Genomic DNA, 16,785 nt, shown 5'->3' on the forward strand with positions numbered 1-16,785 from the left:
GGTTCTCACACTTCTCACGGGGATGTGGAGGAGACCGACCAGGAGGCCGCAGACGCCGCGCTTCTGGGCGACGTCCGCGACGGGGCATGGCTCGACGCGCAGGAGTTCCCGCCGCTGCGCTGGGCGGTGCCGGGCCTCATCCCGGAAGGGATGTCCCTGCTCGTCGGCCCGCCGAAGTCCGGCAAGTCGTGGCTGATCGGCAACGTCCTGCTCGCCGTAGCGGCGGGCGGTCACGCGCTGGGCAGGCTCGCCGTGGGGTCGCCTCGCCGGGTGCTGTACCTCGCCCTGGAGGACGGCGACCGGCGCATGCAATCGCGGTGCCGGATCATCCTGGAGGGCTCGCCCATCCCCGGCCTGTTCCACTACAAGGTGACCGTGCCGCCGGGCAAGGTGCTGCCCGTCCTGGAGGCGTGGATGCGCCGCTATCCGGACACGTCCATGGCCGTGCTCGACACGCTCGGCCGGGTCATGCCGCCGGCGATGCAGGGCGAATCGAGCTATCAGCGGGACTACCGCGTCGGCGCCGGATTGAAGCGGATCACCGACGAGCGGCCGGGGCTGTCGCTGGTCGTGGTCCACCATGACCGCAAGGCCGCGGCCGAGGACTTCGTCGACGCCGTATCGGGGACCAACGGCCTCGCCGGGTCGGCGGACGCTGTGATCGTCCTCGCGCGCAGGCGGAAGGCGACCGATGCCGTCCTGAAGGTCACCGGCAAGGACGTGCCGGAGGAGGAGTACGCCCTACTGCTGGAGGACGGGACGCGATGGGTTCTCGACGGCGAAGACCTGCGGCAGTCCGCGGCCAACGTTGAGCGGCGCGAGCAGACACAGAACCTTGGTGACACCTCGACGGCGATCCTCGACTACATCGGCCGCAGCGTCGAGCCGGTCAGGGCGGGCGAGATTACCGACAAGTTCGGCCGGAACGCCGCCGAGTACCTGCGCCGACTGGAGCAGTCCGGCCGCCTGGTCAAGCCCAAGCGCGGGTTGTACGTCGTCCCGTCGCCGCTGGACGACCCCGAACTCGACTTCGACCTTCCGGAGTGAGTGTGAGAACCGTGAGAACCGTGAGAACCGCAGGTCAGGAAACGCCCTATGAATCTCACACCCCCTGAGAGCCCGGCCGCCGCCGACATGCGCGAGGCGATCGAGCGGAGGCTCAGCGAGCGTCTGGCCGCGGCCCGCCGCCGGCGCGCGCAGCGGCAGACCGCGCAGTCCGCGAAGGACGAACGCCGCCGCCATGGCCTCGCCGCACGGCATGCCCGCAAGCTCCAACGAGGAGGGACCTCATGACGACCCCCGAGACGCTCGCCCGCCGCCGGGACCAGGTCCGCGCACGGGACCAGGTGAAGGCCGCGCTGCACGGCGGCCGGGCGTGGCCGCCCCGCCCGCGCCGCATCCTGCTCGCCGCCGCCGTCGCGGTCCCGTACGCCGCCGGCCGCACCGCCGCCGCGGTCGTGTCGGTGCTGCGCTGGACGGGATCCACCGCCGCCGTGGCGGCGCGGGCGGTCACCGTGGGATGGAGGGACGGCCGGTGAACGACCCGACCGGGATCCGCACCGCCCTCGCCCGACTCACCCCGGACGAGCGGGCCGTCCTCGCCGAACGGTGGACGAGCAACGCACGCAAGTGGGCAGGTACCGCGCCCGCCATGGGGCACCTGTGGGACCGGTTGGCGACCGTCGTCCACGAGGTGGACGCAGCCGAGCGGATCCGGCTCCAGGGACTCCAGCACGCCGGCTCCTACAGCCGGGCATCCGGACGGCAGGCATGAACGCATATGAGCGAGAGATCCTCGGGCCCGGTCGTCTCCAGCTGGCGGACGCCGCCGAGCAAGTCGCGGAAGGGTCGGCGGCGCTCCGGCAGGCGCTAACAACGGTGACGGCGACCGTGGCCGCATCGGACGGGACGCACCTGCCGGCCACGCCGGTGGACATGCGCACCGCCGGCCGCCGCCTCGCCGCCTCCGCGGCGGTCGCAGCCGAAGCGCTCGCCGCGCTGGAGACCGACCTGGCCGCCCTCGCGCAAGCGGCCCGCGCCGCTGGGGGTGCACCGTGAGGGAACTCGCGCGGGGCGAACGGGATGCGCTGCAGGCCGTGGCGGCGCTGATCACGATCGTCAACGAGCCCGCCGAAGTGCCGGACGGCGGCCGGCTGAACGAGGTCATGGACGCCGTCGTCACCGACCTCGGCCGGGCCCGCGACGTCGATATCGCGCGGGCGGTCGGCATCGTCGCGTCGCTGCTGCTCGACCGGCTGGAGTCCGCCACCGGCCGGGGCCGTGAGGAACTCTGGACGGAGATCGTCCGCGGGATCACCGCGGGCACCATCGAAGGGGAAACGCCATGACGACCTACGAGGAGCGCGCCGCCGCGCGCACCGCGCTCATGAACGGGCTGCAGATCTCGTGCCAGCGCCACGACCGGGCCATGGCGCGGCTGCACGCGGTCGCCGACCGCGCCGGAGTCCCCGCCCGCCCGGCGGGCCAGCGTCAGGTGAGCGACCCGTTCGCCGACATGGAGGCGGCCGGGCTCGTCTACGCCGCCCGGGACCGCCGAGCCGAGAGCAGCCTGACGACCGGGCCCGTGGTGGCTCCGGGCGGGGTGTCCTTCGCCGCCGCCGCCGAGCAGTCCGAGCAGCAGCGGCTCGCGCACCGGGCCCGCCTCGCCCGCGCCGAGCGGGAGCGTGCCAGCGCCGAGCGGCTCGCCGAGTCCGCGCGCAGGGCCGCGCCGTGCTGACGCGCACGTTCGGTGCCGTGGCCGCGCACGAGGCCGGCCACGCGGTCGCCGCCCAGCACTTCGGTCTCCGCGTCGTCACCGTCTCCATCACCCGCGCGCAGGGCGCCACCACCTACCAGGACTCCGGCGCGGTCCCCGGCGTCCTGGCCGTCGTCACCGCGGCGGGCATCGTCGCCCAGCGCATCGCCGGTCTCGCCGAGGTCGACCTCGGGTGTGTCGACCTGGCCCGGTTCGAGGCCGAACACGGGTTCGGTGACGGCCGGCTGTACCAAGCCGAGCAGCGCGCGGCCGAGGTGATCGACCGGCACCGCGACGCGTGGGAGCGGTTCGCCGTCCGACTCGAACGCGAGCGGGTGATCAGGCTGTGAGGTACCTGGCAGCCCCGCCCGCGCCCGGCGACCGCCCGGACGACTTCGCGTGGACGATGCCCGGCGAACTCCTGACGCTCCCGCCCGTGTGCGACAGCCCCGGCTGCGCGTGCGAGCGGGCGTTCCTCGGCACCGCGAGCCTGCGCGGCTCCAGCACCGGCATCGTCATCGACGTCCCGATGGAGGAGGACGGCATCGCCCGCATCGCCCGCGAGACCGTGGCCAGGCACACCGGACTCCCGCCCGGCGCGATCGAGTGGGCCGAAGCGATCGAGGCCGTACGCGCGATCACGGGGGCGCTGGTCGACCGCGACCTCGGCGACGTTGTCCGCGTCGCCGACCTGGACCTGGAGGAGGAGGTGGCGGGCGCATGAAGGGGACCACGGGCGAGCGCGGTTACGGGTACGCACACCAGCGTGCACGGCGTCAGGCGCTGGCCGCGATGGTGGACGAGCAGCCGTGCGTGCGGTGCGGAGAGCCCATGTACCACTGGCAGCTGCTCGACCTCGATCACGCTGACGACGATCGCTCCGTGTACCTCGGGCTGGCGCACCGCGGGTGCAACCGGTCGGCGGGCGCGGTGCGGGGCAACCGGATGCGTGGCCGTGCCGCCCGGTCCTGGGTCCCACCCGTCAGGCCCAAGCCGCAGACGTCCCGAGACTGGTGAAGATGATCATGCGTTCATGCATCACGATGAATGATCATGCGATCGTCACATTCAGTGACACATCACGGTGGGTCACATCCCCAAGATCACCATGCGAGCATGATCGACACCGGTCCGACCCCCGGACGGCCGATCATGCCCCTGACCTGGGCATGTGCCGGGGTAGGGGGGCATGTTCGCGACGCATGATCAAGGTCGATGAGGACCCCGCCCGCAGTCTGTCTTTTTCTCTCCCCGCTACACAGCGTAGCAGCATAGATGATCATCACTCCCCGCTACCGTATGAAGGGTGCATACCCATGCACATGATCACGCTCGTCCCAGGAGGTGGGGCCGATGCCGACCCGCGGCCTTGAGTTCAACTTCACCGGCGACACCTCCGACCTGGACCGGGCGTTCCGGGACGTCACCCGGCGGGCCGAGCAGCAGGAACGCCAGATCGCCCGGCTGGAGCGGCAGCAGCGCGACTACCAGGCGCAGCTTCGCAGGTCGGCGGCGACGCAGCGGACGCAGGTCGACCAGATCAACCGGACTACGTCGGCGGCGTCCGATTCGGGCTCGGAGCTGGGCGGATGGTTGTCGACGTTGATCGGCCTGTCGCTCTCGATGGGCCCGGCGGCAGCAGCTGCTGCGACCGGGTTCGCCGGGTTCGCCGCTGTGGCGGCCCCGTCGGTCCTGTCGGTCGTCCAGGCTCAGCAGGACTTGGCAGGGTCATGGGAGACCCTCAGCGACCGGCAGCGCGTCTCGGCCCTCATGGTCAACCAGCTGTCGGACGACTACCACGCCTTGGCGGACTCCTACGAGCCGCAGGCCCTCGCGGCGTTCAACAACGTGGTGTCGAGCGCGCAGCAGCTGATGCCCCGGCTCGGCGAGGTCGTGGACGCGTCCGGCGCGTCGGTGATTGGGTTCGGCAACCGCATCGGATCGTTCGTCAACGGCCCGGATATGACCGGGCTGATCGACAAGCTCGGGCAGGCGGCGCCCGAGGCGCTGGACGACTTCGGGCAGGCGGCGGCGTCGGCAGGCTCGGCGGTGGCGACGCTGGCCGGCGACGCGTTGCCGCTGGGCACGACGCTGCTGGCGGCGACCCGTTCGACGCTCGGCGCGGCGAACGCCGCCGCGCACTTCTCCCCGACGCTGACGCAGGTGGGCATTGCGGCACTGCTGCTGCGCCGTCCGGTGACGGGTCTGGTGTCCGGGGTCGGGACGTTGGCGACCGGGACGCGGGGCGCGGTCACGGCGATGAAGGGGATGACGGTCGCGCAGCGGGCGGCGACGCTGGCCGCGCGTGCGGGCCCGGCCGCGTATGTGGCACTGGCCGCCGGACTCTTCGTGATCGCTGCGCGGGCCCGGTCGGCGCGGTCCGAAACCGAGAAGATGATCGAGAAGCTGCGGATCAACTCCGACGCGGTCGGCAACAACCTTGCCGGCCAGAAGGTGTACGCGGGCCAGCTGGAGCGGCTCGCCTCGGTGTACCGGTCCCAGGTGATCACCGAAACCACCCACTACACCGACGCTGAGCTTCGATCCGGTGACGCGACCGCGCAGCACAATCGGCGACTCGGCGATCTGCGCCAGTCACTCCACGACACTCAGGAGAGGCTGAAAGAGCAGCGCGTGGTCATCGACAACATCACCCAAGGATCGGTGCAGCTGTCCGCGCAGTACGGAGTCACGCGCTCGCAGGCCCGGCAGCTCGCTACGGCCGCCGGTGTGGACCTGTCGACCGCGCTGGACAAGTCGGGCAAGCTCACCGCCGACGCGACGGCGAAGATCCGCAACTACTACACCGCGGCGCAGGCGGCGAAGAACCCCACCATGACGGTGAAGCTCGCGCTCGACGCCATGGGGAACTCGGCACTGTCGACCGAGGATCGCATGAACGCGCTGAACACGGCGCTGAACGCGTTCTTCAATCCGAGCATCGCCGTCTACAACGCCACCACGCAGGTGGCTTCCGGCATGCGGGATCTGTCGTCCGCGATGCGCGACGGGAAGGGTCGGATCGACGGCACCTCGGCAGCCTCGCTGCGTCTCCAGTCCGCGTTCTCCAACCAGCTGCAGAACGTGGCGAACCTGTGGGCGGCGACGAACCGGCTGAACGGCGGGGAGGAGAGAGCGAAGCGGACGATCTCGGCGCAACTGCCTGTGCTGTACGCGCTGGCCGGCAACAACAAGGCGGCCCGCCAGCAGGTGGACGCGCTGGCCGATTCGACGCTCGGCGCGACGGTGAGGATCAACGCCAGCCGGACTGCGTTCCTGCGCGCCGCGGACGCGATGGGAGTCGGCCGCAAGCGCGCCGCCGAGCTGTGGGCCGAACTACAAAAGATCAAGTCCCGTCACATCAAGATCAATGTGGACGGGCACGGGTTCTGGGTTACCGCCCACGACCCGGGCCGCCGCATCCCGGGCCTGGCGTCCGGTGGCGCCGTCCCGTCGCATGCGGCGCTCGGCGCGGGCGGCCCCACCTCCGACGATGTGCCGCTCATGGCGAGCGTCGGCGAGCACATGCTGACCGCCCGCGAAGTCCAGGCCGCCGGCGGCCACCAGTCGGTGTACCGGCTCCGCGCGGCGATCCTGCGCGGCGACGTGCAGGGCCTGGCCAAGGGCGGCCCCGTGGTGTCCCTGTCCGGTGACCGCCGCGACACCTCCGTCGTGGTCGGCGAGGTCACCAAGCCCATCAAGTCGGGCATGAACGAGCTGTTCCGCGCGATCGGCGACTCGATGGCCGCGCAGTGGAAGCGCTACGCCGCCTCCGGTGGCCCCGTCGTCCAGGTGGCGCGGGCGCAGATCGGCGACCCGTACGTGTGGGGCGCGACCGGCCCGAACGCCTTCGACTGCTCGGGTCTGGTCATGTACGCGTGGCTGCACGGCGCGGGGAAGCGGTTCGGCCGCACGACCTACGATCACCGCCGGAACCTGCGGACGATCTCCTCGCCGATCCCCGGCGCGGTCGGGCAGCCGCATCCCGACCACGAATACCTGTACGCGGGGAACGGGAAGATCATTGAGGCGGCGCACACCGGGACACCGGTCCGCGAGGTGTACGCCCGCGGCGGCGAGTGGTGGGGGTATCCGAAGGCGCGGGGCGGCCCCATCGAGCGGGCGCTCGGCGAGGACTTCGTCCGCACGGGCCGCCACGCCAAGGCGGTCGCTCTGGGGCTGCTCGCCGGCGACCCCGGTATCGCCCGCGCGTTCGCGTCCGGTGGGCTGCAGGCCGGCTACGCGCTGGGGCCCACGCTGCTAGGTGAGCGCACGTCGGGCGGCGAGGCGTACGTGCCGCTGGCCCCGTCCCGCCGGGCGGCGGCCGAGGATCTCATGGCGGACGTGGCGCACCGGTTCGGCGGGGTGTACGCGCGGCGTGTCCCCGTCGGCGCGGGCCGCGGTGCCGTCACCGAGGTGCACAAGCACGTCACGAACCAGATCATGCCGGGCGCTCAGGTCACCGTCGCCGAACCGGTGGACATCGACATGTTGGCGCAGCGGCTGGAGTTCCACCTGATCGCCGCGCAGCCGGGGAGTTAGCCGCGCTCGTCCTGCTCGCGGGCACCGCTCAGCATCCACGCCCCGCCGAGCAGGACAGCACCGCCGACCAGTCCGACCCATGCCACCGTCCGGGCCTTGGAGCGGAGCGCGTCACAGCCGGTCGGCGCGAGCGTGATCCCGTTCGACGCCGCCATGGACCCGAACTTCGCGCGGCCCTCGTCCTGCGTGGCGTAGAAGCCGGCGCCGCATTCGGTGTTGTCGCTGCGCAGGACCGGCAGGAACCCGGCGACGAGGCCGATCAGCAGCAGGGCGGCGCCGGCGAGGACGACCCGTCCCAGGCGCGTGGTGGGCAGCAGCGGCGGGCGGGGCGTCTCAGGGGTGGTCATGGTCTCGACCTCCATCTGGGGGAAGGGGTGCGGGTGGGACGTTCGCCGGGCGCGACCCGTTCACGCCCGGCCGCATCCGGACGCGGCGAGGGAGTGGAGGCCCGTGACCCGTCCGCCTCACTGGACGGGCCACGGGGTAGAAAGGCGGCGCGCCGGGACACGGGGGCGGTCATCGACCGGCGCGCCGCCCGGCTCAGGTGATCTGCCGCGCCACCCACGACGCCGCATCCGGCACACCCGCCGGCGGCTTGACGGTGCGGACGTGGTCACTGCCGGGCGGCTTGCACCGCCAGCTGCCGTCCGGCTGCGGGATCAGCGTCCCGGCGATCCGCTCGTCACCGTCGAGCAGGAACCACACCCCGACCCGGTCGGTCAGCGTGTAGTCGCCGACGCGGACGTCCGTCACAGCCGCCTCGTCCGGCCGTGCTCGTCGCGGGCGAGCAGCTGGCGTTCCATCAGCTCGTCGCGCGCCTGGTCGATGGTCCGGCGGATCCGCACACCGACGCACGCCATGAACAACTCGCACCAGTCGGAGTGCTCGATCACGAGGTCGTGATCGGCGCGGTGCACGGCACGCCACCGGCCGCCGTCCAGCTCGTAGACGGTGAACTCCGGTATCTGGCGGTACAGCTCGTGGGCCAGGCGCGGCTCTGGGGAAGTAGCCATGCGGCCACCGTAAGCTAGACGTCTACGCTCGTCTACCTATGTAGGCCAATATCGAGCGTCGTCCCTGGTCATCTAACGTTCGTGGCGTGAGCATCGATCATGAGGGCGACCGCCCGGTGTACCTGCAGATCGCGGACATCATCGCCGGCCGTATCGCGTCCGGTGATCTCCAGCCGCGCCGCCGCATCCCGTCGGAGTCCGATCTCGTCCAGGAGCACGGGGTGGCCAGGGATACGGCGCGGCGCGCGGTCGCCCACCTGCGGGAGCAAGGTCTCGTCTACACGGTGCCGCAACGCGGAACGTTCGTCTCCCCGCCTGCCGACCCCGCCGACGAGGGCGAGCAGCCCTCCTAGGAGCCCTGCGGACTGGATGAGGACGGGAGCGGCGGGCGCGCATCCTGGCACCGAGGGCAGAGGAGCGGAAAGCGCAGGCGCCAGGGGCTCCTCGCGGCGCCAAGGTCTCTTCGTCCAACTTGGACGAAGAGACGCCGCCCTCCGCTCGCGCCACTCGCAAAGTCGCCGCCACCGGTACCGGCTACTCCGGCAGCACCCTCGACAAGGTCGACAAGATCAGGGACGTCGCCGAGCGCGGTGTTCGAGACGCTCGGCGCGCACTACGACGAGCCGCGGATCCTCGACCTGATCGTGTCGAAGAACCTCGCCAGGCGGCACCTCAACCCGGGCCAGCGCGCCATGGTCGCACTCAAGTACGAGGAAGCCATCGCGGCGGCCACAAGGAATGGCGCGCCCATCGGCAACCACAATGCGTCACGGTCGTCACTATCGGTCGAATCAAAGGTGGCAGATCTGCCACCGGAGAATCCGAAGTCGCGCGACCGCGCTGCCGCAATCGTCGGAGCGTCCGGCCGCGCCGTCCAGCAGGCGAAGGCGGTCGAGCGGGACGCGCCCGACCTCGCCGAACAGGTGCGGGCCGGGCGCATGGCGCTCGACGCCGCCGACCGGCAGCGCAAGGAACGGCTCCGCACCCAGCCGCCCGCGCACGGGCCGCACATCGGGACCATGCTGCTGAGGTCAGCAATATGGGCCGCGCCCGCCCGCGCACGGGCCGCGCCCGTCACTACTAATGACGGGTCCGCCCGGACGCGCTGCGCCCGCCCGCGCACGGGCCGCACTCGATGACCGGACTAGTGGTCCGCTCATCCTCAAGCCGCCCCGCGCACGCCGGGGGCGCACCGACTTTTCATTCCTGAAAGGTCGGAGTGGACGAGCCGCCCCGCGCACGCCGGGGGCGCACCCTCGCCGACCTGCGGACACGCGAACGCCCCCGCCGGGTGGACGGGGGCGCTTCAGTTTCTGAAGGTCGCGGATCTACTCGTCCGGCCGGACGAGCCGGAGGTGACGGCCGCGCGGCGGGGGCGGCGTCTGCCCGGCCTGGATCTTCATCACCAGGACGCCGGCGAGTTCGGCGACCGCGTCGGCGAGGTTCCGCCGCGCCTGCGCCTCCAGCTCGGCGAGGTCGTCCTCGCGCGGGGCGCTCACGCCGCACCCGCCGTCACGGTCGCGTCTCCGGCGAGGATGCGGGCCGCCTCGGTGAGGCCGCGCGCAAGGGCGGACGGCCACCAGCGGGACGCGCGGGCCGCCTGCTCGGCGGTGAGCGCCAGGACGGCGGGCCGCCCGCCGTTGACCGCGCCCCGGTACACCGACACCTCGATGCGCTTCCCGGCGTCGTCCTGGACGACGTCCACCGCCCGGATCACGTCCGGCGTGCCCCGGTCCCGCCCGTCCCGGCGGTGCTCGGCGTAGTAGGTGGTCTCGATGATCTCCGGGTATGCGTCCTCGCCGGACTCGCCCGCGTCGCCCTGGTCGCCGTCGAGGAGTGCGAGCGTCGTCCGAACGGCGGCGGCCAGCTCGGTGGCGCCCGCGAGGTCGAGCAGATCGACCCATGCCGCCGCGTCGGCCAGCGACAGGAACACCGCCGGGCAGTCGCCCGGCCGGTGCCCGTTCACCATGACCTCCAGGTCACCGTTGGTGCCGGTCACGGCGGACACCAGGGCCACGGTCACCGGGTGCGGGTACGTCGGGTCGGTGGGCTGCCCGGCGTTCGCGGACGGCGACATGTGGTTCATGCCGGGCTCGCCGATGTGGCCGCCGCACCACTTCGGGCAGGACGGGTGGACGGCGAAGGTGGGGCGGATAGGCTCCGTTGCCATGGGATCGGCCTCCAGCTAGGTCGGTGTCCTAGGTCCTGGTCGGTGCACCACCACCGGCCGGGACCGTCTTTTCTGCTACGACATTAATTCATCCCGCTGGGTATCCGCCAGAGGTTCCGCTAGGTTTTCTGCTGTGACAGAAAAACGCGGACGCGGACGGCCGGCCACCGGCAGGACTCCCCAACGCGGCGTGCGCGTCCCTGATGAGGTCTGGGAGAAGGCAGCCAAGAAGGCAGCCAAGGAGGACCGGTCCGTCAGCGACGTGATCCGCGAGTGCCTGGACGAGTACACCAAGGATCAGTAGCTCCCCCCCAGGACGTACGAGAGCCCCGCCGTCGGCCATGCCGGGACGGGGCTCTCGTCATGTCTCAGGCGGTTGCGAGCGTGCTCTCAGAAGCGCTCTCGTCCTCCAGTGCGGCGCGCACCCGGACGGCGCGCGGGTGCCCGATGCGAAGCTCACGCCGGAGCGCCCGCACGGAGGGCACGGCCCCGGTCGCGAGCAGCTCGGCGAACCGGTCGCGGGCGGTCGCGACCACCGGGGCCAGCTCGGCGGACGGCCGGCCCGTGACGGACTCCTCGCCGCCGCGGGCAACCGCCGTTCCGGGAGCGGTGGTATCGGCGGTCGCGACCGTTCCGGGAGCGCTCTCGATCGCCGGGATGTGCTCCCACCACTCCAGCCCGGCCGGACCGTCCCAGGGCTCGGCGTCGTCCAACTCGGGCAGATCGAGCGGCGCCGCGGCGTCCACCGTCCGGCCGGTCCGGATCATGGCCATGAGCAACTCGACGGTCAGGACGAGGCACACCGCCGGCCACGCGGCGATCAGAGCGCCGATGACGCCGTGGGCGATGCCGTGCAGGACGTTGACGGCGACGGTGGCGGCGATGCCCAGGGCGAGCGCGAGGCGCGCGAGGGCGGGTGCCTGGACGTGGCGCCGCGCGCTGTCGAGCAGCACCATGCTGGCGACGTAGACGAGGCCGTCCACCGTCAGCGGGACGAGGCGCCCGGTCATGCCGGACTCGCCGTGCGCGGTCGCCACGTCGTAGGCGTGGCGGTAGGAGATCACGGCGGCGATCGCCCCGATGACCACCACCACGGCGGCGGTGCTGGCACGGATGAACCGATCAGACATGGCGCACCTCGCCCGTGGCCGCGCGCTCGATCCTGTTCCGCGTCTGTTCCGTCTCACGTCCGAATACGTCCAACGGTTCCCAACGGCAGCTAACGGTGTGTTGGGAGGTCAGAGGCATGATCGCGGACATCTCCGCAGGTCGCCCCTGGCAGGGTGCGAGTACTCCTACTTCAACCACTGGGGCAACCACGCCGGCGCCGCCCTGCGAGCCCTGCACGCCTTCGTCGCGAACGCCCGCCTGGACGTCACCACCGAGGTCGCCACGGCCTAGCCGGACGGACGCGCCCTAGCCGGACGTGCCCTGTGACCAGGTGCGTGGCCTAGCCGGGCGCGCCGGGGCTCACCGGCGCGTCCAACGCCGAAGCCACCACCTCGGCGGCCTTCTCGACGTCCGGGCCGATCTGCCCGCCGTCCCCGGACGCCCACGCGAACACCTGGAGTTCGTCGTCCCAGGCGACCTGCGCCTCCCGGCCCCGGTACGCGACGCGCAGCACGTCGCCGTCCGGACGCGTCGCGGACACCTGCGGGGCCCGCCGCCGCAGCGCCGCGTACAGCGAATGCAGCGGCCCCCGGCGGACCCTCGGCAGCTCGTCGAACGCGCCCATCAGCTCTCCCATCAGCTCGGTCACCGCCGCGCGGACGCGACGGACCACCGGTGGACGAGATGAACCGCGGCACCCCGCCAACCCCTGCCGTTAGGTAGACGCTTTGCCCCACTTCGTGGTGGTCCGTCGGTCAGCGATGGAAGACCGTCACCGGGGCGGAGTCGGACTCCTCGCCGTCCTGGACGATCAGGTAATAAGAGGAGGCGGCGAGGAGCAGGCCATTCTCGGGAGCCGCCATCGTCAGGGTGGCCTGCTGAATGGTCTCCCCTGTATTGATGCTTAGGACGGTGAGCTGCGACGCGTCGCCGAGCGTGCGCGAATTCAGGACGGCGACGGTTTCAGACGTGGTGAACAGGCCGTTCACGCCGCCTCCGAGTTCCACGCGCCAGAGTTCCCTGCCCTCCAGGGTCAGGCCGACGATGTCGCGTTCGAAGGAGTACTCGCGGTTCCCCTTGACCGCGGAGACGATCACGTCCTTCTGAACCTGAAGCGCCGAAACGGGCTTTCCCCCGAAACCCGTGCGGGTGACTTCGAGGTCGCCGTTGCCGGTCGACGTGGGGAATGCGGCGCGCTGCCGGCCCTCCGGGGTGAACGTGACGATCTGGTCCGTACCGCGCTCGCCGCCCTCTTTGGTGTGGACGACGACCGGATCGGCCGACACCACGGCGGCCGTTTCGACTTTCGCGGACGTGGGCAGCCGGGTCGCCCATCGGGAGGCGCCTGTGCCCGGATCGACGACCGCCGCCCCGTACTTGTCCGACCCGCACCAGAGCGTCAATGCGATGGCCTTGTCCGACGCGGTCAGATTGTTCAGGCCCTGGACGAATGCGCAACCCTTCGGCGGGTTCCACGCCCAGCGGGCCTTGCCCGTGCGCAGGTCCAAACCGCGCAGCCCCTTGCCGGCCGGGAGCACCGCAACGTCGCCGGTCGCGGCGATGGCGCCACGGGCATCGGGCTGCCGGGTGCGCGTCGTCTGGACGACGCGGGACGTCCACAAGCCCTTGCCGGTGCCGAGGTCGACGGCTGCGACGTCCTCGCAGGCTGCACCCTCCCTGCCGTAGGCGAGCAGGCCGACGGCACGGTCCGCGGATTCCGACATCGCGCAGACGACCTGCGCACCGGGTGCCTGGAACGCCCATTTCTTCGCGCCATCGGCCAGGCCATAGCCGATGGCCCCGTCGGAACGGACGCGCACGATGGCGTTTCCCGTCGTCCAGGCGCCCTTTCCGCGCAGGCTGCTGGGCCGATCAGGCGGCGCCGACCAGACCGCGTCATAGGTCTCACCGTGCACGTTCTGCCAGAGGACATTGCCCGCGAACCCGCCGCTGATCAGGGCGATGACAAGGGTGACGGCCGAAGACGTCCGGAATCCGACCAGCGCCCCGGCGCCGGCGAAGAGAATCCAGCCGCCGACCGCGAAGAAGAACGCGGCGAAATGCAACGTGGAACCGTTAGGGCACGAGTCGCCGCCGCACGCACCGTCCGACTCCACGGCGACGGCGATCCAACCCAGCACGGAGATGACGACGGACGCTCCCATGAGAAGCCCGAGCACCGTCCAGGCAACGGCTCGCAGAATCGTCCAGCCCGCAGACGACGGTCTGTATGCGCCGAGTCGCATTCTGTTCCTAATTCAAGAACATGGGGGAAGCCCGCGCGCCCTTCCAGGCGACCCCGATCCGCTATAGCGCAACTCAGACGCCAATAGGCATCCTCAGGTTCCGCAGTCCCCTCAGCCACATTCCCAGAATCCACCGTCTGCACAATTCTTCAGGCGGCGGCACCGTTCCTGGCGCGGCTGCTCGCCGGCCGCACCCGGCCACGGGCGCTCGTGACGAGCCGAGCCCGGCTGCTGCCCGGCGGCGCCCGTGCCGGCCGAGGCGGCGGTGCTCGCCGGGCACCCGGCTGCCCGCGACCGCAGCAGCGCGAAGGTTCAGTTCACCGCCTGCTGCACGAGGGCGGCGATGCGCTGCTCCACCTCGGGCGTCACCTCGGTCAGGGCGTAAGCGGCCGCCCACATCGGGCCGTCGTCCAGCTGCGCTGAGTCGTTGAAGCCGAGCGTGGCGTAGCGCGCCTTGAACTTCGCCGCGCTCTGGAAGAAGCAGACGACCTTGCCGTCCAGCGCGTAGGCGGGCATCCCGTACCAGAGCTTCGGCGCGAGGTCCGGGGCGTTGGCGGTGACGACGGCGTGGACGCGCTCGGCCATGGCCCGGTCCGGGCCCGCCATCTCGGCGATCTTCGCGACGACGTCCCGCGCCGCCTCCGCCGCCTTCTCCGCCTGCGAGCTGCGGCGCGCCGCCTTCTTCTGCTCCTGGGCGTGCTCCTTCATCGCGGCCCGCTCCGCGGCCGTGAATCCCTCGTAAGCGCTGCTCTTGCCGGCGGCCATGGTCACTCCCCTGATCGTGGATCGTGATCGGCCCGGCCGTCCGCCGGGCTGATCGCTGTGGTCACAGCCTCGCCGGGACGGGGTACGGGCCGCCTCCGTGCCGACCACGGAAACCACCACGCCGACCACGGAACCACCACGGATCACGAGTCGGTGCCCCCCGCGCGGTGGCGGGGGCGGGGGCGCCGGCTCGGCAGGGGACGGCCCCGTCAGTTCACGCGGCCCCGGAAGGTGCCGGCGTTCTGGAAGGCGCCGTCCAGGATGCGGCCGACCTCGTCCAGCTTCTTGCGGACCTTGGCGACCCCGATGGCGCCGCCGGACATGCCGGTCGTGGCGAGGCCGGCGTCGACGACCGTGCTGGCGTCCTGCTGCGGGCGCAGGATGATGCGGTACTTGTAGTGGGTGGCGAACGCGCCGAGGAGCAGCGCCTTGGTGCGGCTGCCCTTCTCGACGATGCACTCGCCGGGGTTCTCCCAGGTGAAACGGAAGCCTTCGGCCTGCAGCACCTGCTCCAGCATCGGACGGACCTGGTCCGGCGTACCGGTCACGTGAATCTTGACGGAATCGGCCATGATGTTCCTTCTGTCGGGGGTGACGGGGGTTCATCAGCGGGGGCAGGGCTCGTCCGGCCCTGTGCGCGGGGAGCTGAGCAGTGCATCATATTCCCGGAAGGCCGCTGGCGTGCGCAAATGCCGCCCGCGGCGCCGGCCCGCCGCGCGACCCCCTAGCGCAGGCCCGTGCGCGGCGCGGTGCGAGTTACCTGGTCGTAATCCATTGGCGCGGCCTCTGTAGACTCGTCCTCCGGAACGTCTGACCCCGATCCGAGGAGCGCCCACTCGTGGCTCTTGTCGTGCAGAAGTACGGTGGCTCCTCCGTCGCCGACGCCGAAGGCGTCAAGCGGGTCGCCCAGCGCATCGTCGCAACGAAGAAGGCGGGCAACGACGTGGTCGTCGTCGTCTCCGCCATGGGCGACACGACGGATGATCTCATCGATATGGCCAAGCAGGTCAGCCCCCTGCCGCCGGGCCGTGAGCTGGACATGCTGCTCACCGCCGGCGAGCGGATCTCCATGGCCCTGCTGGCCATGGCCATCGCGAACCTGGGCCACGAGGCCCGCTCGTTCACCGGCTCCCAGGCCGGTGTGATCACCGACGGCTCGCATGGGAAAGCGAAGATCATCGATGTGACGCCGGGCCGGATCCGGACCGCGCTGGACGAGGGCTCGATCTGCATCGTGGCCGGCTTCCAGGGCGTCTCGCAGGGCACCAAGGACATCACCACGCTCGGCCGCGGCGGCTCCGACACCACCGCGGTGGCGCTGGCCGCCGCGCTGGACGGCGACGTCTGCGAGATCTACTCCGACGTCGACGGGGTCTTCACCGCCGACCCGCGCATCGTGCCCGCCGCGCACAAGATCCCGAAGATCTCCTACGAGGAGATGCTGGAGATGGCGGCGAACGGCGCGAAGATCCTGCACCTGCGCTGCGTGGAGTACGCGCGCCGCTACAACATCCCGATCCATGTGCGGTCCTCGTTCAGTCAGAAGGAGGGCACGTGGGTCGTCGACAGCAGCGAGATCGAAGGACACGACATGGAGCAGGCGATCATCTCCGGCGTCGCGCACGACCGGAGCGAGGCCAAGATCACCGTGGTGGGGGTGCCCGACAAGGTCGGTGAGGCCGCCGCGATCTTCACGGTGCTGTCCGACGCCGAGATCAACATCGACATGATCGTGCAGAACGTGTCGGCGGCGTCCACCGGACGGACCGACATCTCGTTCACGCTGCCGTCCACCGACGGGCAGACCGCGCTCACCGCGCTGAACAAGCTGAAGGGCCGCATCGGCTTCGAGTCGCTGCGCTACGACGACCGGATCGGCAAGGTGTCGCTGATCGGCGCCGGCATGCGCTCGCACCCGGGCGTCACGGCCAAGCTGTTCGGCGCGATCGCCGAGGCCGGGGTGAACATCGAGATGATCTCCACCTCGGAGATCCGGATCTCGGTCGTCGTCGCCCAGGACGACGTCGACACCTCGGTCGCCGCCGCCCACCACGCCTTCGACCTCGACTCCGACCAGGTCGAGGCCGTCGTCTACGGCGGCACCGGCCGCTGATTCCGCGCGAAAGGCCGCGCCGCCCCTGGGCCGGCGCGGCCTTTCGCGTCCGCCTCGACGGCACGCCGCGC

At 71.3% G+C, this 16,785-nt stretch carries 26 protein-coding genes; 16 read left to right on the top strand and 10 right to left on the bottom strand.

From position 1 onward, the window contains the following. Positions 1-24: 24 nt before the first annotated feature. The 11 genes from HUX53_RS13395 to HUX53_RS42250 all read left to right on the top strand — a co-directional run bounded on the left by HUX53_RS13395 (position 25) and on the right by HUX53_RS42250 (position 7,297). Positions 25-1,047, top strand: coding sequence for an AAA family ATPase (locus HUX53_RS13395; RefSeq protein WP_176403505.1), 1,023 nt, complete (start codon positions 25-27; stop codon positions 1,045-1,047). Between the two features lie 48 nt (positions 1,048-1,095). Next, positions 1,096-1,293 (top strand): hypothetical protein, encoded by a 198-nt coding sequence (locus HUX53_RS13400; protein WP_176403506.1) that lies wholly within the window; start codon positions 1,096-1,098, stop codon positions 1,291-1,293. Continuing rightward, positions 1,290-1,538: a hypothetical protein gene (locus HUX53_RS13405; protein WP_176403507.1), complete on the top strand. Its 249-nt coding sequence runs from the start codon at positions 1,290-1,292 to the stop codon at positions 1,536-1,538. Before HUX53_RS13400 ends, HUX53_RS13405 begins: the two co-directional genes overlap by 4 nt. Next, positions 1,535-1,774 (top strand): hypothetical protein, encoded by a 240-nt coding sequence (locus HUX53_RS13410; RefSeq protein ID WP_176403508.1) that lies wholly within the window; start codon positions 1,535-1,537, stop codon positions 1,772-1,774. Before HUX53_RS13405 ends, HUX53_RS13410 begins: the two co-directional genes overlap by 4 nt. After that, positions 1,771-2,058 (top strand): hypothetical protein, encoded by a 288-nt coding sequence (locus tag HUX53_RS13415; RefSeq protein WP_176403509.1) that lies wholly within the window; start codon positions 1,771-1,773, stop codon positions 2,056-2,058. The genes HUX53_RS13410 and HUX53_RS13415 overlap by 4 nt, the downstream gene beginning before the upstream one ends. Beyond that, complete coding sequence (locus tag HUX53_RS13420) at positions 2,055-2,348, top strand: hypothetical protein (RefSeq protein WP_176403510.1); 294 nt, start codon at positions 2,055-2,057, stop codon at positions 2,346-2,348. The genes HUX53_RS13415 and HUX53_RS13420 overlap by 4 nt, the downstream gene beginning before the upstream one ends. Further along, on the top strand, positions 2,345-2,737 hold the full coding sequence (locus HUX53_RS13425; protein ID WP_176403511.1) for a hypothetical protein: 393 nt from the start codon (positions 2,345-2,347) through the stop codon (positions 2,735-2,737). Before HUX53_RS13420 ends, HUX53_RS13425 begins: the two co-directional genes overlap by 4 nt. Next, on the top strand, positions 2,731-3,105 hold the full coding sequence (locus HUX53_RS13430) for a hypothetical protein (protein WP_176403512.1): 375 nt from the start codon (positions 2,731-2,733) through the stop codon (positions 3,103-3,105). Before HUX53_RS13425 ends, HUX53_RS13430 begins: the two co-directional genes overlap by 7 nt. Next, positions 3,102-3,479, top strand: coding sequence for a hypothetical protein (locus HUX53_RS13435; protein ID WP_176403513.1), 378 nt, complete (start codon positions 3,102-3,104; stop codon positions 3,477-3,479). The genes HUX53_RS13430 and HUX53_RS13435 overlap by 4 nt, the downstream gene beginning before the upstream one ends. Further along, the gene (locus tag HUX53_RS13440) at positions 3,476-3,772 is read left to right on the top strand and encodes a hypothetical protein (RefSeq protein ID WP_176403514.1); all 297 of its coding nucleotides are present in this window, start codon (positions 3,476-3,478) and stop codon (positions 3,770-3,772) included. Before HUX53_RS13435 ends, HUX53_RS13440 begins: the two co-directional genes overlap by 4 nt. 336 nt (positions 3,773-4,108) lie before the next feature. After that, entirely contained in the window at positions 4,109-7,297 is a 3,189-nt protein-coding gene (locus tag HUX53_RS42250; RefSeq protein ID WP_217919397.1) for a C40 family peptidase, read from the top strand. On the opposite strand, the gene HUX53_RS13450 is transcribed toward HUX53_RS42250, so the two are convergent. The 3 genes from HUX53_RS13450 to HUX53_RS13460 form a co-directional block, all read right to left on the bottom strand. After that, positions 7,294-7,644: a hypothetical protein gene (locus HUX53_RS13450; protein WP_176403515.1), complete on the bottom strand. Its 351-nt coding sequence runs from the start codon at positions 7,642-7,644 to the stop codon at positions 7,294-7,296. The genes HUX53_RS42250 and HUX53_RS13450 overlap by 4 nt on opposite strands. Positions 7,645-7,837: 193 nt before the next feature. Then, positions 7,838-8,050 (bottom strand): hypothetical protein, encoded by a 213-nt coding sequence (locus HUX53_RS13455; RefSeq protein ID WP_176403516.1) that lies wholly within the window; start codon positions 8,048-8,050, stop codon positions 7,838-7,840. After that, on the bottom strand, positions 8,047-8,310 hold the full coding sequence (locus HUX53_RS13460; protein WP_176403517.1) for a hypothetical protein: 264 nt from the start codon (positions 8,308-8,310) through the stop codon (positions 8,047-8,049). Before HUX53_RS13460 ends, HUX53_RS13455 begins: the two co-directional genes overlap by 4 nt. Before the next feature lie 86 nt (positions 8,311-8,396). On the opposite strand from HUX53_RS13460, the gene HUX53_RS13465 reads away from it, so the two are divergent. Both HUX53_RS13465 and HUX53_RS13470 read left to right on the top strand, forming a co-directional pair. Beyond that, positions 8,397-8,663, top strand: coding sequence for a GntR family transcriptional regulator (locus tag HUX53_RS13465; protein ID WP_176403518.1), 267 nt, complete (start codon positions 8,397-8,399; stop codon positions 8,661-8,663). A 237-nt stretch (positions 8,664-8,900) separates the two neighbouring features. Beyond that, positions 8,901-9,449, top strand: a complete 549-nt coding sequence (locus tag HUX53_RS13470) for a hypothetical protein (RefSeq protein ID WP_176403519.1) — start codon at positions 8,901-8,903, stop codon at positions 9,447-9,449. Positions 9,450-9,638: 189 nt separating this feature from the next. Here the strand turns inward: HUX53_RS13470 and HUX53_RS13475 are convergent, their stop codons facing one another. Then, positions 9,639-9,809, bottom strand: coding sequence for a hypothetical protein (locus HUX53_RS13475; RefSeq protein ID WP_176403520.1), 171 nt, complete (start codon positions 9,807-9,809; stop codon positions 9,639-9,641). Then, complete coding sequence (locus HUX53_RS13480; RefSeq protein ID WP_176403521.1) at positions 9,806-10,480, bottom strand: hypothetical protein; 675 nt, start codon at positions 10,478-10,480, stop codon at positions 9,806-9,808. The genes HUX53_RS13475 and HUX53_RS13480 overlap by 4 nt, the downstream gene beginning before the upstream one ends. 190 nt (positions 10,481-10,670) lie before the next feature. Between HUX53_RS13480 and HUX53_RS13485 the strand changes: the two genes are divergently transcribed. Next, entirely contained in the window at positions 10,671-10,784 is a 114-nt protein-coding gene (locus tag HUX53_RS13485; protein ID WP_176403522.1) for a ribbon-helix-helix protein, CopG family, read from the top strand. Between the two features lie 64 nt (positions 10,785-10,848). On the opposite strand, the gene HUX53_RS13490 is transcribed toward HUX53_RS13485, so the two are convergent. Beyond that, positions 10,849-11,610 carry a DUF2637 domain-containing protein gene (locus HUX53_RS13490; RefSeq protein WP_176403523.1) on the bottom strand — a complete coding sequence of 254 codons (762 nt, stop codon included), beginning with the start codon at positions 11,608-11,610 and terminating at the stop codon, positions 10,849-10,851. Between the two features lie 100 nt (positions 11,611-11,710). On the opposite strand from HUX53_RS13490, the gene HUX53_RS13495 reads away from it, so the two are divergent. After that, positions 11,711-11,881, top strand: a complete 171-nt coding sequence (locus HUX53_RS13495) for a DUF5063 domain-containing protein (RefSeq protein ID WP_255205221.1) — start codon at positions 11,711-11,713, stop codon at positions 11,879-11,881. Between the two features lie 49 nt (positions 11,882-11,930). Here HUX53_RS13495 and HUX53_RS13500 read toward each other — a convergent pair whose 3' ends face one another. The 4 genes from HUX53_RS13500 to HUX53_RS13515 all read right to left on the bottom strand — a co-directional run bounded on the left by HUX53_RS13500 (position 11,931) and on the right by HUX53_RS13515 (position 15,173). Then, positions 11,931-12,263: a hypothetical protein gene (locus HUX53_RS13500; protein WP_176403524.1), complete on the bottom strand. Its 333-nt coding sequence runs from the start codon at positions 12,261-12,263 to the stop codon at positions 11,931-11,933. An 82-nt stretch (positions 12,264-12,345) separates the two neighbouring features. Continuing rightward, positions 12,346-13,506: a PQQ-binding-like beta-propeller repeat protein gene (locus tag HUX53_RS13505; RefSeq protein ID WP_176403525.1), complete on the bottom strand. Its 1,161-nt coding sequence runs from the start codon at positions 13,504-13,506 to the stop codon at positions 12,346-12,348. Positions 13,507-14,148: 642 nt separating this feature from the next. Continuing rightward, positions 14,149-14,601: an iron chaperone gene (locus HUX53_RS13510; protein ID WP_176403544.1), complete on the bottom strand. Its 453-nt coding sequence runs from the start codon at positions 14,599-14,601 to the stop codon at positions 14,149-14,151. 209 nt (positions 14,602-14,810) lie between these two features. Further along, positions 14,811-15,173 carry a hypothetical protein gene (locus HUX53_RS13515; RefSeq protein WP_176403526.1) on the bottom strand — a complete coding sequence of 121 codons (363 nt, stop codon included), beginning with the start codon at positions 15,171-15,173 and terminating at the stop codon, positions 14,811-14,813. 266 nt (positions 15,174-15,439) lie between these two features. Between HUX53_RS13515 and HUX53_RS13520 the strand changes: the two genes are divergently transcribed. Beyond that, on the top strand, positions 15,440-16,714 hold the full coding sequence (locus HUX53_RS13520; RefSeq protein WP_176403527.1) for an aspartate kinase: 1,275 nt from the start codon (positions 15,440-15,442) through the stop codon (positions 16,712-16,714). Positions 16,715-16,785: the final 71 nt, after the last annotated feature.

Origin of the sequence: Actinomadura sp. BRA 177 (assembly GCF_013372625.1) — a bacterium.
In the GTDB taxonomy this organism is placed as follows: Bacteria; Actinomycetota; Actinomycetes; order Streptosporangiales; family Streptosporangiaceae; genus Spirillospora.

What these genes read in the sequence shown, in the direction of transcription:
- HUX53_RS13400 (WP_176403506.1), top strand. Translation starts at nt 1,096, where the DNA reads ATGAATCTCACACCCCCTGAGAGCCCGGCCGCCGCCGACATGCGCGAG.
- HUX53_RS13405 (WP_176403507.1), top strand. Translation starts at nt 1,290, where the DNA reads ATGACGACCCCCGAGACGCTCGCCCGCCGCCGGGACCAGGTCCGCGCA.
- HUX53_RS13415 (WP_176403509.1), top strand. Translation starts at nt 1,771, where the DNA reads ATGAACGCATATGAGCGAGAGATCCTCGGGCCCGGTCGTCTCCAGCTG.
- HUX53_RS13425 (WP_176403511.1), top strand. Translation starts at nt 2,345, where the DNA reads ATGACGACCTACGAGGAGCGCGCCGCCGCGCGCACCGCGCTCATGAAC.
- HUX53_RS13440 (WP_176403514.1), top strand. Translation starts at nt 3,476, where the DNA reads ATGAAGGGGACCACGGGCGAGCGCGGTTACGGGTACGCACACCAGCGT.
- HUX53_RS42250 (WP_217919397.1), top strand. Translation starts at nt 4,109, where the DNA reads ATGCCGACCCGCGGCCTTGAGTTCAACTTCACCGGCGACACCTCCGAC.
- HUX53_RS13450 (WP_176403515.1), bottom strand. Translation starts at nt 7,644, where the DNA reads ATGACCACCCCTGAGACGCCCCGCCCGCCGCTGCTGCCCACCACGCGC.
- HUX53_RS13460 (WP_176403517.1), bottom strand. Translation starts at nt 8,310, where the DNA reads ATGGCTACTTCCCCAGAGCCGCGCCTGGCCCACGAGCTGTACCGCCAG.
- HUX53_RS13480 (WP_176403521.1), bottom strand. Translation starts at nt 10,480, where the DNA reads ATGGCAACGGAGCCTATCCGCCCCACCTTCGCCGTCCACCCGTCCTGC.
- HUX53_RS13490 (WP_176403523.1), bottom strand. Translation starts at nt 11,610, where the DNA reads ATGTCTGATCGGTTCATCCGTGCCAGCACCGCCGCCGTGGTGGTGGTC.
- HUX53_RS13510 (WP_176403544.1), bottom strand. Translation starts at nt 14,601, where the DNA reads ATGGCCGCCGGCAAGAGCAGCGCTTACGAGGGATTCACGGCCGCGGAG.
- HUX53_RS13515 (WP_176403526.1), bottom strand. Translation starts at nt 15,173, where the DNA reads ATGGCCGATTCCGTCAAGATTCACGTGACCGGTACGCCGGACCAGGTC.